Origin of the sequence: Streptosporangium brasiliense (assembly GCF_030811595.1) — a bacterium.
GTDB classification, from domain to species: Bacteria; Actinomycetota; Actinomycetes; order Streptosporangiales; family Streptosporangiaceae; genus Streptosporangium; species Streptosporangium brasiliense.
Genome location: NZ_JAUSRB010000001.1, coordinates 1,713,992 through 1,728,937, shown reverse-complemented (window position 1 = coordinate 1,728,937; position 14,946 = coordinate 1,713,992). Strand labels below are relative to the sequence as shown.

Annotated in this window: 4 protein-coding genes; 3 read left to right on the top strand and 1 reads right to left on the bottom strand. The window is 72.6% G+C overall.

Annotation, left to right across the window (positions count from 1 at the left end; all coding sequences use genetic code 11):
• Positions 1-120: 120 nt before the first annotated feature.
• Positions 121-1,419 (bottom strand): extracellular solute-binding protein, encoded by a 1,299-nt coding sequence (locus tag J2S55_RS07630; RefSeq protein WP_306858299.1) that lies wholly within the window; start codon positions 1,417-1,419, stop codon positions 121-123.
• Positions 1,420-1,781: 362 nt separating this feature from the next.
• Here J2S55_RS07630 and pulA point away from each other — a divergent pair, with 362 nt between their 5' ends.
• From pulA to J2S55_RS07615, 3 genes are all read left to right on the top strand, one after another.
• On the top strand, positions 1,782-7,604 hold the full coding sequence (pulA, locus tag J2S55_RS07625; protein WP_306858297.1) for a pullulanase-type alpha-1,6-glucosidase: 5,823 nt from the start codon (positions 1,782-1,784) through the stop codon (positions 7,602-7,604).
• A gap of 84 nt (positions 7,605-7,688) precedes the next feature.
• Positions 7,689-9,722: a carbohydrate-binding module family 20 domain-containing protein gene (locus tag J2S55_RS07620; protein WP_306858295.1), complete on the top strand. Its 2,034-nt coding sequence runs from the start codon at positions 7,689-7,691 to the stop codon at positions 9,720-9,722.
• A gap of 256 nt (positions 9,723-9,978) precedes the next feature.
• Positions 9,979-14,826 (top strand): non-ribosomal peptide synthetase, encoded by a 4,848-nt coding sequence (locus J2S55_RS07615; RefSeq protein WP_306858293.1) that lies wholly within the window; start codon positions 9,979-9,981, stop codon positions 14,824-14,826.
• Positions 14,827-14,946 lie beyond the last annotated feature (120 nt).

Here is a 14,946-nt window from a genome sequence, read left to right as displayed (position 1 = left end):
CGTCGCCCGCCGGACCGGGCCGACCTTCTTGGGGCGGCCCCGGCCGCGGGCGCCGTCAGCGGCGCCCGCGGCCCGGTCCCTGGCCGTGCCGGTTACACGTCCAGTGGAAGTCGCCACCGGTCAGCTCCAGTCCTTGAAGATGCCGTGGTACTTCTCGTCAACCGACTTGACCATGTCCTCGGGCGAGGACTTGCCGCCGACCAGGGACTGGTAACCCTCCAGGAGCGGCTGGAAGAGCTGGCCGCCCTCGGGGATCCACGGCCGCGCGACCGCGGTGTCGATGATCGGCTTGAAGGTGGCGACGTCCTTGTTGCCCTGGACGTCGGGGTTGTCGTAGGCGGAGGCGCGGGTCGGCAGGAGGCTGATCTCCTTGGCGACCTTGGCCTGGGCCTCGGGGGTGCTCATGAAGCGGACGAACTCGTAGGAGGCGTCCAGGTTCTTGGAGCCGGCGTAGATGGCGTAGTTCCAGCCGCCGGTGGGGGCGCCGGCCTTGGCGGAGCCCGCGGGGACGGGCGCGATGCCGAGGTTCTCCTTGTCCTGGAACTCCTTGCCCTGGTAGATCTCCGACAGCGCCCAGGGGCCGTTGTAGATCATCGCGGCCTTGCCGTCCTTGAGGGCGGTCATGGCGTTGGCGTAGCTGTCCTGGATGGCGGGCTTGGGCGCGGCGCCGGAGGTGACCAGGTCGGCGACCGTCGCCATGGCCTTGACGTTGGCCGGGGAGTTGACGGTGATCTTCTTGGCCTGGACGTCGAGGAGGTCGCCGCCCTCGCCGTACATGAAGGGCAGCAGGAAGTAGGCGTCGACGTTGAGCGCGAGGCCGTTGACGCCGGTCTTGGCCTTGACGTCGAGGGCGACCTTCTTGAGCTCCTCGACCGTGGCCGGCGCCTTCTCGTACCCGGCCTCTTTGAGGAGCTTCTTGTTGTAGAGCAGCGCCAGGGTGTCGGTGACCTGCGGCACCGCGTAGGACTTGCCGTTGTACTTGGTGCTGCTCAGCGGGCTGGGCAGGAAGTCCGACTCGTTCTCCAAGGCGCGCGTGCCGTCCAGCGGCTGGAGGTAGCCGAGGGAGGCGAACTGGGAGGTCCAGGCCACCTCGGAACGGATGACGTCCGGCGCCCCGGCGCCGGCCTGCGCGGCGGTCTGGAACTTGTTCTGCGCCTGGTCCGAGGGGACGTTGACGTACTTGACCTTGATATTGGGGTACTTCGCCTGAAATTCCGTGATGAGCGCCTGGAACGTCGGGCCCTCGCTGTCCGGCCGGACGGTGTCCCACCAGGTGATCTCGCCGCTGATCTTCGACGGGTCGGCCGCGGCGGACTGGGCGGGCGCCGCCGTCGAACCGCTGTCGCCGCCGCCGCAGGCGGAGACCGCCAGGGCGAGGGCCGCGACGATCGTCGCAGCCGAGAAGGCTCGCCGCATCATTTCTCCTCATAGTTCAGGGGACCGGGCCGGGCCGGGGAAGCCACCGGGCCGGGTTGGAGTACGCCGGACGTTACGCCGACGTGAACCGCATTGGAAGAACTTTCTGCAAGAGTCTGCAAAGTTGTTACATATTCCACCAAAGGTGCGGACCGCATCCCGCCCGCGGCCGGCCGGACAGGGAAGATCGGCACCTCAGAGGGCCTTTCCGCGGTGCCGCACCTACCGCCGCCCGCGGGCCGGAGCCTCGGCGAGGACCCGGGGACCATCGTGATTCAGAAAGTTTCGGCAAAGGATTGCATAGATCATGTCCAGTGAGTAACTTCCGGGCAACACCCTCGAAACAACTCCGCGGAGGCCCCCCGGTGGTCTGGCCACTCCTCCCACGACGCGCGAGAGCGAATCTCCTGACGGGCGCCGCCCTCACCGCGGCCCTGACCGTCTCCCCCCTCGCCGCTCCCCCGTCCCCCGCCGCCGCCACGGCCGCGGGACAACCGCCCCCCGCCGCCGCGGCGGAGCAGCCGGCCGCCGCCCCCGTGGTCTCCGCGCTGAGCCGTACGGCGGAGCCCTCCGACAAGGACCTCGCCCGGGACGCGCTCCGCGCCGACCTGAGCCGCGAGCGCTTCTACTTCGCGATGACCGACCGGTTCGCCAACGGCGACACCGGCAACGACCGGGGCGGCCTGTCCGGCGACCGGCTCGCCACCGGCTTCGACCCCACCCACAAGGGCTTCTACCAGGGCGGCGACCTCAAGGGGCTGCTCGGCAGGCTCGACTACGTCAAGAACCTCGGCAGCACCGCGATCTGGATCACCCCGGCGTTCCGCAACCGGCCCGTCCAGGGCACGGGCGCCGACGTCTCGGCCGGCTACCACGGCTACTGGATCACCGACTTCACCCGGATCGACCCGCACCTGGGCACGAACGCGCAGATGAAACAGCTCGTGCGCGAGGCGCACCGGCGCGGGATGAAGGTCTTCTTCGACATCATCACCAACCACACGGCCGACGTGATCGACTACCGGGAGAAGACCTACTCCTACCGGTCGAAGGGCGCCTACCCCTACCTCGACGCCGACGGCGCGCCGTTCGACGACCGGCGCCACACCGGAGGGGACGCCTTCCCCAAGGTGAACGCCGAGTCCTTCCCCTACACGCCGGTCGCGCCCAAGGACGTCAAGACCCCGTCCTGGCTGAACGACCCGACGATGTACCACAACCGGGGCGACTCCACCTTCAGCGGCGAGAACTCCGAGTACGGCGATTTCTTCGGCCTCGACGACCTGTGGACCGAGCGGCCCGAGGTCGTCAGGGGCATGACCGACATCTACAAGACCTGGGTCCGCGAGACCGGCATCGACGGCTTCCGCATCGACACCGCCAAGCACGTCGGCATGGACTTCTGGGAGAGGTTCTCCCCCGCCCTGCGCGGCTACGCGGCCGAGCTGGGCAACAAGCGGTTCTTCATGTTCGGCGAGGTCTACAGCAGCGAGCCGGCCTACACCAGCCGCTACTCCACCCGCGGCGGGATGAACGCCACCCTGGACTTCCCCTTCCAGGAGGCCGCCCGCTCCTTCAGCGGCGGCACGGCGGGCGCGGCCCGGCTGGCCCAGCTCTTCGCCGGGGACGACCATCACACCGACGCCGACTCCAACGCGGCGTCGCTGCCGACCTTCCTCGGCAACCACGACATGGGCCGCATCGGCCGCTTCCTCGCCCAGGACAACCCCGGGGCGCCCGACGCCGAACTGCTCCGCCGGGACCTGCTCGCCCACGAGCTGATGTATCTCACCCGGGGCCAGCCGGTCGTCTACTACGGCGACGAGCAGGGCTTCACGGGCAAGGGCGGCGACCAGGACGCCCGCCAGCCGATGTTCGCCTCCAGGACCGACAGCTACCTGGGCGACGACCTGATCGGCACCACGTCCACCCACGCCCAGGACAACTTCGTCCCCGCCCACCCGCTCTACCGGGGCATCTCCGCCCTGGCCGGGCTCCGCGACGCCCACCCCGCCCTCGCCGACGGCGCCCAGATCGAGCGTCTGGCCGCGGGCGGCGTCTACGCCTTCTCCAGGATCGGCGCCAAGGAGCAGGTCGAGTACGTCGTCGCGGTCAACAACGCCGAGCAGGCCGCGGCGGTGAACGTGCCGACCTTCTCCGCCGGCGCCGCCTTCGCCAGGGTGTACGGCCAGGCCGCCGCGGCGCTCACGACGGGCGCCGACGCCAAGCTGGCGGTGACCGTGCCGGCCCTGTCGGCGGTGGTCTACCGGGCCTCGGCGAGGCTCGCCGCCCCGGCGGCGGCCCCGGCGGTCTCGATCGCCCTGCCCGGCGCCCGGATCAGGGGCACCGCCGAGGACGGCCGGATCCCCGTCACCGCGACCGTGCCGGGGACCGGCTTCGACCAGGTGACCTTCGCCGCCAAGGTCGGCGGCGGCGCGTGGCGGACGCTCGGCACCGACGACGCGCCCAACCCCTCGGCCACGGGCCGCCTCTTCCGCGTCTTCCACGACCTGCGCGGCCTCCCGGCGGGCACGGAGATCACCTACAAGGCCGTCGTGAAGGACTCCGCGGGCAGGTTCGCCGCGGCGACCGCGACGGCCGCCGTCGGCCCGGAGCCCGCCCCCGAGGAGCCCGGCGCGGTCAAGCGCGACTGGCTGGTCGTGCACTACCAGCGCGAGGACCCGGACGGCTGGGGCCTGCACGTCTGGGGTGACGTCGAAAAGCCCACCGAGTGGGGCAGCCCGCTCCCGCTGACCGGTGAGGACGCCTACGGCAGGTTCGCCTGGATCAAGCTGAAGCCCGGCGCCGCCAACGTCGGGATCATCGTCCACAAGGGCGACGAGAAGGACGGCGGCGACCGGCTCGTCAACCCCGCCAGAACCGGCGAGGTCTGGCTGGCCGAGGGCCGGCCCGAGACCCACCCCTCCCGCGCGGCGGCCCAGGGCTACGCGACCGTCCACTACAGCCGCCCCGGCAAGGACTACGACGGCTGGGGCCTGCACCTGTGGGGCGACGGGCTGGCCGACGGGGTGCCCACCGAGTGGGCCACGCCGCGCCCGCCGGACGGCACCGACTCCTACGGCGCGTTCTGGAAGATCCCGCTGAAGAACGCCGCCGCCCCGGTGAACTACATCATCCACAAGGGCGACACCAAGGACCCCGGCCCCGACCAGGTCTTCACCCCCGCGCTGCAGCCGGAGGCCTACGTCGGCTCGGGCGTGGCCAAGGTCCACCCGACCCGGGCGGCGGCCGAGAACGTCGCGATCCTGCATTACCACCGGCCGGACGGGAATTACGAGGGCTGGGGACTGCACCTGTGGGGTGACGTGGCCACTCCCACCGAGTGGGCCACCCCGCTCCAGCCGGCGGGCAAGGACGGATTCGGAGTCCACTTCCGCGTCCCCTTGACCGAGGGGGCGAAGAACGTGAGCTACATCATCCACAAGGGTGACGAGAAGGACCTGCCGGCCGACCAGGCGCTGGACCTCACCACCGCGGGCCACGAGGTCTGGCGGACGGCGGCCACCGAGGGCCACGTGCTCCCCCAGCCCCCGGCCCGCGGCGCCGACGCCGACCTGACCAAGTCGGCGGCGCACTGGATCGACCGGGACACCGTCGCCTGGAAGGTCGAGCCGTCCCCTTCGCTCCACCACTCCCTGGCCTTCTCCGAAAAGGGTGACATCGCCTACGCCAAGGGAGACCTCACCGGCGACCTGCGGATCATCCGGCTGATCCCCGGCGCGCTCACCGACGCGCAGCGGGCCAAGTGGCCGCACCTGGCCGGCCACGCCGCGCTGAAGGTGGACCCGCGCGACGCCGACCTGGTCACCAGGGCGCTGCGCGGCCAGGTCGTGGCCGTCGAGCGGGACGCCTCCGGTGCCCTGCTGACCGCCACCGGCGTGCAGATCCCCGGCGTGCTCGACGACGTCTACGCCAGGGCCACCGGCGCCGAGCTCGGCCCGGTCTGGCGCGGGGCCCCCAGGCTGTCGGTCTGGGCGCCGACCGCGCGCAAGGTCGAGCTGGCGCTCTACCGCGACGCCGCGGGCGCCGGCCGTACCGTCCACGAGATGCGCCGCGACGACGGGACCGGCGTCTGGTCGGTGCGGGGCCTGTCCTCCTGGAAGGGGCGCTACTACACCTTCCTCGTCACGGTCTACTCCCCGGCGGCGGGCAAGGTCGTCACCAACGAGGTGACCGACCCCTACAGCCTGTCGCTGGCCGCCGACTCGGTCCGCAGCCAGGTGGTGGACCTCTCCGACCGCTCCCTGTCGCCCAAGGGCTGGTCCTCCCTGACCAAGCCCGAGGCCGTGGCCCAGGACCGGGCCTCGATCTACGAGCTGCACGTGCGCGACTTCTCCGCCTCCGACGCCTCGGTCCCCGCCGAGCGGCGCGGCACCTACGCGGCGTTCGCCGGGGACTCCACCGGGATGAGGGAGCTGCGCAGGCTCGCCGGGGACGGCCTGACCCACGTGCACCTGCTGCCGGTCTTCGACATCGCGACCGTCCCCGAGCGGCGGGCCGACCGCGCCGAGCCGGACTGCGACCTGGCCTCGATGCCGGCCGACTCCGACCAGCAGCAGGACTGCGTCGCCAAGGTCGCGGCCAAGGACTCCTTCAACTGGGGATACGACCCGCGGCACTACACGGTGCCCGAGGGCTCCTACGCCTCCGACCCGGACGGCTCCGGCCGGATCAAGGAGTTCCGGGGCATGGTGGCGGGGCTGAACGGGGCGGGGCTGCGGGTGGTGATGGACGTGGTCTACAACCACACCCACGCCGCCGGCCAGGATCCCACCTCGGTGCTCGACCGCATCGTGCCCGGCTACTACCACCGGCTGCTCGACGACGGCGCCGTGGCCACCTCCACCTGCTGCGCCAACACCGCGCCCGAGCACGCGATGATGGGCAAACTCGTCGTCGACTCCGTCGTCACCTGGGCGCGCGACTACAAGGTGGACGGCTTCCGGTTCGACCTGATGGGCCACCACCCGAAGGCGAACATGCTCGCCGTCCGCAAGGCACTGGACGGGCTGACCCTCGCCGAGGACGGCGTGGACGGCAAGTCGATCATCCTGTACGGCGAGGGCTGGAACTTCGGCGAGGTGGCCGACGGCGCCCGCTTCGAGCAGGCCACCCAGCTCAACATGGCCGGCACCGGGATCGGCACCTTCAGCGACCGCCTGCGTGACGCGGTGCGCGGCGGCAGCCCCTTCGACGCCGACCCCCGGATCCAGGGCTTCGGCTCGGGCCTGGCCGGCGCGCCCAACGGATCGGCGGCCAACGGCACGGCCGAGCAGCAGCGGGCCCGCCTCCTGGGCTACCAGGACCTGATCAAGGTGGGGCTCACCGGCAACCTGCGCGACTACACCTTCACCGCCTCCAGCGGCCGGCAGGTCAAGGGCTCGGAGGTCGACTACAACGGCTCCCCGGCCGGCTACACCGCCTCGCCGGGCGAGGTCGTGACCTACGTGGACGCCCACGACAACGAGACGCTGTTCGACGCGCTGGCCTACAAGCTGCCGCAGGCGACCCCGATGGCCGACCGGGTGCGCATGCAGTCGCTCTCGCTGGCCACGGCGGTGCTCTCCCAGGGCACCTCGTTCGTCCACGCGGGCAGCGAGCGGCTGCGCTCGAAGTCGCTCGACCGCAACTCCTTCGACTCCGGTGACTGGTTCAACCGGCTGCTGTGGGACTGCTCGCAGGGCAACGGCTTCGGCGCGGGCCTGCCGCCCAGAGCCGACAACGGGGACAAGTGGCCCTACGCCCGGCCGCTGCTGGCCGACCCGGCGCTCCGGCCGGACTGCGCGGCGATCGCCTCGGCGCGGGCCGGGTACGGCGAGCTGCTGAAGATCCGCGCCTCCTCCCCCGCCTTCGCGCTCGGCTCCCTGGCCGAGGTGCAGAAGCGGCTGACCTTCCCCACCAGCGGCGCCTCGGAGACCCCGGGCGTCGTGACCATGCACCTGGACGCCTCCGGCCTCGACCCGCGCTGGAAGTCGATCACCGTCGTCTTCAACGCGACTCCCGAGACGCAGCCGCAGACCGTGGCCGCGCTGAAGGACTCCCAGGTGACGCTCCACCCCGTCCAGGCGACCGGCGACGACGCTGTCGTGAAGCAGTCGACCTTCGACCCGTCCACCGGCACGCTGACGGTCCCGGCCCGCACGGTCGCCGTCTTCGTGCGGTCATAGCGGGTCAGCAGAGAAACGCCGGGCCGGGTGTTGCAGCACCCGGCCCGACCTAGGGATCCCATCCACAACCCTGGAGGCCCCCGCATGAAATCCTACAAAATCATCGTCGCGACGGCGTTGAGCGCGCTGGCGAGCGCCGTCGTGGTGGTGCCCACCGTGCTCAGCGCCCCCGCCCAGGCGGCACCGCCCACGCCCGGCCCCATCGTCAAGCTGTGGAACTGGAACTGGAACTCGGTGGCACGCGAGTGCACCGACGTGCTCGGCCCCGCCGGGTACGGGGCGGTCCAGGTCTCCCCGCCGAGCGACTCGATGAGCAAGGGCGGCTCGGTCTGGTGGGACATCTACCAGCCCGCCCGCTACACGCTCACCAGCAAGTTCGGTGACGAGAACGCGTTCAGGAACATGGTCCGGGCCTGCCACGGCGCGGGCGTCAAGGTCCACACCGACGCGGTCGTCAACCACATGACCGGCCAGGGCAGCAGGAGCTACGGCGGCTACGGGTTCGGCAAGTACGACTACCCGGGGCTCTACTCCTCCGCGGACTTCCACTCCCCCGCCTGCTCGATCAACGACTCCGACTACACAGGCAACGGCTGGCGGGTGCAGAACTGCGAGCTGGTGGGGCTGTCCGACCTCAACACCGGCTCCGACCACGTCCGCGACCAGATCGCCGGCTACCTCAACAGGCTGACCGACCTCGGCGTGGACGGCTTCCGCATCGACGCCGCCAAGCACATCAACCCCGGTGACCTGGCGGCGATCAAGTCCAGGCTGAAGGGCTCGCCGTACATCCACCAGGAGGTCATCCAGGGTGACAACGAGGCCGTCACTCCGGGCCAGTACACCGGGATCGGCGACGTGCACGAGTTCGTGTACGGCCGCAAGATGAAGGAGCAGTTCACCGGCCAGATCAAGTGGCTGCGGACCTTCGGGCAGAGCTGGGGCCTGTCGGTGCCCAGCGACAAGGCCGTGGTCTTCGTCGACAACCACGACACCGAGCGCAACGGCTCCACGCTCAACTACAAGTACGGCGACGCCTACAGGCTGGCCAACGTCTTCATGCTGGCCTGGCCGTACGGCACGCCGCGAGTCTACTCCGGCTTCACCTGGGGCGACCGCGAGGCCGGTCCGCCCTCGGCCAACGGGGGCTTCGTCACCGACGCCGACTGCGGCAGCGGGCGGTGGAGCTGCTTCCACCGCCAGATGAGCGGCATGGTCGGCTTCAACCGGGCCATCGCGGGCACCTCCGTCGGCAACTGGTACGACAACGGCGACAACGTGATCGCCTTCAGCCGCGGCGACAAGGGCTGGGTCGCCATCAACAACGAGGGCGGCTCCGTCACCCGGACCTTCACCACCGGCCTGCCGGCCGGGACCTACGCCAACGACGCGGGCGGCGGCTCGGTGACGGTCGGCGCCGGCGGCACCGCCTCGGTGACCGTCCCCGGCAAGGGCGCGGTCGCCATCCACGTGGGCGGCGTCAGGCCCACCGACCCGCCGGCCGGCGAGGCGACCGTCTACTACGCCACCGGCTGGAGCGGCGCCAACATCCACTACGCCCCCACCGGCGGCACCTGGACCCCCGTCCCCGGCGTCGCCATGGACGAGACCGCCTGCGCCGGCTGGAAGAAGAAGACCATCGACCTCGGCTACGCCACCGGGCTCCGGGCCGCCTTCAACAACGGCTCCGGCACCTGGGACAACAACGGCGGCACCGACTACGCCATCGGCGGCGGCGTGAGCACGGTCAAGAACGGCGTCGTGACCGCGGGCGCCGCCAGCCCCTGCGGTGACGGCCCCGGCCCGACCCCGACGGTGAACCCGGGCAAGGTGGCCACCTCCTTCAACGCGAACGTGACGACCTCCTACGGGCAGAACGTCTTCGTCGTCGGCGACGTGGCCGAGCTGGGCGGCTGGGACCCCGCCAGGGCCGTGGCGCTGTCGTCGGCGAGCTACCCGGTCTGGAAGGCCACCGTCGACCTGCCCGCCGGCACGGCGGTCACGTACAAGTACATCAAGAAGAACCCCGACGGCTCGGTGACGTGGGAGAGCGACCCCGACCGCTCCTTCACCACCCCTTCCGGCGGCACCGCGACACGCGACGACTCCTGGCGCTGACCCCGTGATCCGGCGGGGCCGTACGGCCCCGCCGGATCCCCGGTGACCGGCGTGCCACCGGTAGGACGCCGCGGCCGTCCACGACTACGGAGCGTCACCTCACATGAGGTGATCAAATGTTGTTTAAGAGTAATTTATTGCGATCAATACCGTTCGGGTAACAAAACGATCTTTGCCTTACATCGTCCGAGTGCCCTTTGCCACCCTTGCCGTCGTACGGCCTATGCCCCCCTTCCGTACCCCAAGGAGACCAGTGGTGGCTGGCAACCTCGCATCGCTCGGACCGGTCCACAATGCCTTCGAGCAGCAGGCGCGACGCACTCCCCATCGCACGGCGGTCATCGCCGGCACGACCCGCACGACCTACGCTGACCTGAACGTCCAGGCCAACCGGATAGCCCACGAGCTCGTCGCTCGGGGGGTACGGCGGGGCTCGACCGTCGGCGTGTGCCTGAACCGCGACGAGACGCTGATCGCGGCACTACTGGGCGTCTGGAAGACCGGCGCCGCCTACGTGCCGCTGGACCCGGCCTACCCGGCCGACCGGCTGGAGTTCATCGCCGAGGACGCCGGGGTGTCACACACGGTGACCTCCGCGGCGCTGGCGGAGCGGCTGCCCGGCAGTGAACTCATCCTGGTGGACGCGGTCGGCGACCGCCCGGACGGCGATCCGGGCCTGCCGAGCGACCCGGCCGACCTGGCCTACGTCATGTACACCTCCGGCTCGACCGGGCGCCCCAAGGGCGTCGTGATCGAACACCGCAACGTGATGACGCTGCTGCGCTGGGACGCCGACCACTTCACCGCCGAGGAGCTGGCCGGGTTCCTCGCCTCGACCTCGGTCTGCTTCGACCCGTCCGTCCCCCAGCTCTACCTCCCCCTGCTGCTGGGCGGCACGGTGATCATGGCGGAGAACCCCCTCGCGCTGCACACCCTGCCCGCCAGGGACGAGGTCACGATGATCAGCGCGGCGGCCTCGGCGCTGACCGCGCTGCTGCGGGAGCCGCTGCCCCCGGGGGTGCGCACGGTGCTCTCCAGCGGTGAGCCGGTGAGCCGGGCGCTGGCCGACCGCGTCTTCGCCAACCCCGGCGTGCGACGCATGGTGAACCTGTACGGGCCCACCGAGTGCACCGTGCACTGCTGCGCGCACGAGATCCCCAGGGACGAGACGGGCGAGCCGCCGATCGGCACGCCGTACGCCTGGTCGGAGCTGTCGGTGCGCGGCGCCGGCGGCGAGGCGCTCGGCGACGGCGAGCTCGGCGAGCTGTGGGTGGCCGGTCCGCTGGTCGGCCGGGGCTACCTGAACCGGCCCGAGCTGACCGCCGAGCGGTTCGTGACCGACGCCGCGGGCGTGCGCCACTACCGCACCGGCGACCTGGTCCGCAGATCGGGCGGGACCTACTTCTACGAGGGGCGGATCGACGACCAGGTGAAGGTCGCGGGCTTCCGCGTCGAGCTGGGCGAGGTGCAGGGCAGGCTGGTGCGCCACCCGCTGGTGAACCACGCCGTCGTGCTCGCCCCCGTCGACGGGGAGGGCACCCGGCGGCTGGTCGCCTACGTCGAACCGGCCGGCCCCGGCCTCGACGGCGGGCGGTTGCGGTCCTGGCTGCGCGACTGGCTGCCCGACTACATGATCCCCTCCAGGATCGTGTTCCTCGACGCCATCCCGGTCGGCCCCACGGGGAAGGCCGACCGCTCCCGGCTGCCCGCGGTGGCGTTCTCCTCCGCCCCCGGCTCCTCCGGCTCCGTCGCCGCCACGGGCACGGCCGGGACCGGCCACGTCGCCCCCCGCGACGAGACCGAGCGGCGGCTCGCCGCCATCACTTCCGAGGTGCTCGGCGCCGAGCGGGTCGGCGTCCACGACCACTTCCTCGACCTGGGCGGGCACTCCCTGGCCGCCGCCAAGATCTGCGCCAGGATCGAGCACGCGCTCGGGGTCCACGTCCCGCTGACGACGCTCCTGGCGCGGCCCACGGTCGCCGAGCTGGCCTCGTACGTCGCCGAGGCCGCCCCGTCCGCCGTGACGCCGCTGGTCCGCCACGCCGGGCGGACCGGCTATCCGCTGACCGCCGCCCATCGCGGCATGTGCCTGCTGCGCGAGGTCAGCCACAACCCCGGCGCCACCGCCATCGCCTTCCGGCTCGGGCTGCGCGGCCTCACCTCGGCGGAGCCGCTGCGCGCCGCGCTGGACGCGATCGTGCGCCGCCACGAGGCGCTGCGCACCCTCGTCGTGGACGGCGCGACCCTGGAGATCGGGCCGCCGGTGCCGGTGCCGCTGGAGGAGCACCGCCCGGCCTCGGAACGGGAGGCCGACGCGCTGCGACGGGCCGCGGTCGCCCACGACTTCGACATCTCCGGCGAGTCGCCGCTGCTGCGGGCCACCCTCCTGTGGTCGGGGCCGGACAGCGCGGAGCTGGTGCTCCTCACCGACCACACCGCCTTCGACGGCTGGTCGCTGGGGATCGTCATGCGGGAGCTCCTCGACGGGCTCACCCGCCCCGGCGACATCCCGGAGCCGCCGTTCCAGATCGGCGACGTGGCGCTGCGCGAGCAGGCGGCCGGCGGGAGCACCGAGGCGCTGCGGGCCTTCTGGGCCGAGGAGCTCGCCGGGGCGGTCCCGCCGTACGAGCTGCTGCCCCGCCCCGACGGCCGCCCCAGCCGGCTGCGCGGCGAGCGCCTGGTGCGCCGGCTCACCCCGGCGACGACCGCGCAGGCCGGCGAGCTGGCGGCCGGCTGCGGCGCCACCCCGTTCGCCGTCTACCTGACCGTGCTCGGCATGCTGGTCGCCGGGCTGACCGACCGGCGGGACGTCGTCCTCGGCGCCGCCGTGGCCGACCGCGCCGACCCCGGTCTGGAGGCCGTGGTCGGCATGCTGGTCGACGTGCTGCCGGTACGGCTGCGCCTGGAGGACGGGCTGTCGCTGCGCGAGGCCGTACGGCACGCGGGGGCCGTGACCGCCCGCGCGATGGACCACCGCGCGCTGTCCGCGTGGGAACGGGCCGAGGTCAGCGGGGTCGAGCGCCCGCCCGGCGCGGTGCTGACGCCCGTCACGCTCTCGATCCAGCCGCCCGCGGTCCCCGTCCGTCTGGAACGCGGGGGCGTGGGCGTGGACCTGGTCGGCGAGCTGGACGCGGGCAGTGCCCAGGCGCCGTTGATCGTCTACCTCAACGACACGGCGGCCGGGCCCGAGCTCCAGGTCGAGTACGACGTGGAGCACCTGGACCGCTCCGGCGCCGAGATCCTCACCGACCGGCTGGTCCGCCTGCTGGCGGACGCGCTGGCCCACCCCGACCGGCCGCTGTCGGCGTTCGAGGTGGTCGGCGCCGAGGAGCGGGCGGCGCTGCTGGCCGCGGGGACCGGCGTGCCGCTGCCCGCGGACGCGCCGCGGACCGTGGTGGAGGCGGTGCTGGAGCGGGCCGCACGGCACCCGCACGCCCCGGCGGTCGTCGACGCCGACGGCGTCCTCAGCTACGGCGAGCTGGCCGACCGGTCACGCCAGGTGGCCGCGGCGCTGGGCCCGGCGGCCGCGGGCGCCTGCGTGGGCGTGTGCCTGCCCCGCGACCGGCACCTGCCCGCGGCGCTGCTGGGCGTGCTGCTCGCCGGTGCCGCCTACGTCCCGCTCGACCCCGGCCACCCGCTCCAGCGGCTCCGCCACCAGGTCGACGACTCCGGCACCAAGATGATCATCGCGGCGGGCGAGGGGCTGGCGGTGGCCGAGCGGCTGGGCGGCACCGTCGTCGACCTGGCCGGGCCGTTCACGGCGGGGGCGGCGCCGGACGGGGTGAACGCCGGCGGTCCCTCCCCGGTGGAGCCCGGCGACCTCGCCTACGTCCTCTACACCTCCGGCTCCACCGGGAACCCCAAGGGCGTCGAGGTCACCCACGCCAACCTCGCCGCGTTCGTCTCCTCGATGACGCTCGCCCCGGGGATCCGGCCCGGCGACGTGATGCTCGGCCTGACGCCGTTCTCGTTCGACGTGTTCGGCTTCGACCTGTGGGTGAGCCTCTGCCACGGCCTGCGGCTGGAGCTGCTGGGCCGGGACGACGCGCTCGACGGGCGGGCCGTCGCGCGGCGGATCGAGGAGACGGGGGTCACGCTGATGACCGCGACCCCGACGGCGCTGCGCATGCTGGTCGCCTCCGGCTGGCGCGGCGGGGACGTGCGCGTGGTCAGCATCGGCGAGGTGCTCGACGCCGCCCTCGCCGGTGACCTGCTGGAGCGGGTCGCCGAGCTGTGGAACGCCTACGGGCCCACCGAGACCACGATCTACTCCACCATGGTCCGGGTCACCGCCCCGGCCGGCGACCCGGTGTCGATCGGCGTCCCGCTGGCCGGGGAGCGGGCCTACGTGCTCGACCGGGCGGGCCGCGTGCTGCCCGCCGGGACGCCCGGTGAGCTGTGGATCGGCGGCGCCGGCGTGGCCAGGGGGTACCGGGGGCGGCCGGAGCTGACCGCCGCGGCCTTCACCGAGGACCCGCTGGGCGGGCGCCGCTACCGCACCGGCGACCTGGCCCGCTGGCGGCCCGACGGCACACTCGACTTCCTCGGCCGCCGGGACCGGCAGGTGAAGGTCCGCGGCCACCGGATCGAGCTGGGCGAGATCGAGACCGTGCTCCGCGAGAGCGTCGCCGACGCGGCCGTGACCGTGCACGGCGGCGACCACCTGGTCGGCTACCTCGCCGCGCCGCCGGGGACCGACACCGGCGAGCTGGAGCGGCGCCTGGGCTCCCGGCTCCCCGACTACATGGTCCCCCGCCGCTGGGTGCTCCTGGACGCGCTGCCCGTCACGGCCTCCGGCAAGGTGGACCGCACCGCCCTGCCCGAACCCGGCGACGCGGCCACCCGGGTGCCGCCGAGCACCGAGGCCGAGCTGCTGGTCGCCGAGGTGTGGACCGCCGTTCTGGACCGCTCCGACCTCGGCGCGCACGACGACTTCTTCGCCCTCGGCGGTCACTCCGCGACCGCCGCCCTCGTGACGGCCCGGCTGAGCGACGCCCTGGACCTGCGGGTGCCGGTGCGCCTGCTGTTCGAACGGCGGACGCTGGCCGACTACGCCGCGCGGCTGGAGGCCCTGCTGCTGGACGACCTGGAGGAGGGGTCGTGACCGGGCTCGCCGGAGCCGCCGGCGCACACCGCCTCGATCACGAGGCCGGCGGAGAAGGTTCCGTGACCGGGTCCGCCGAAGTCACCGGAGAGCACAGCACCGCGGTCACGGGACCGACGG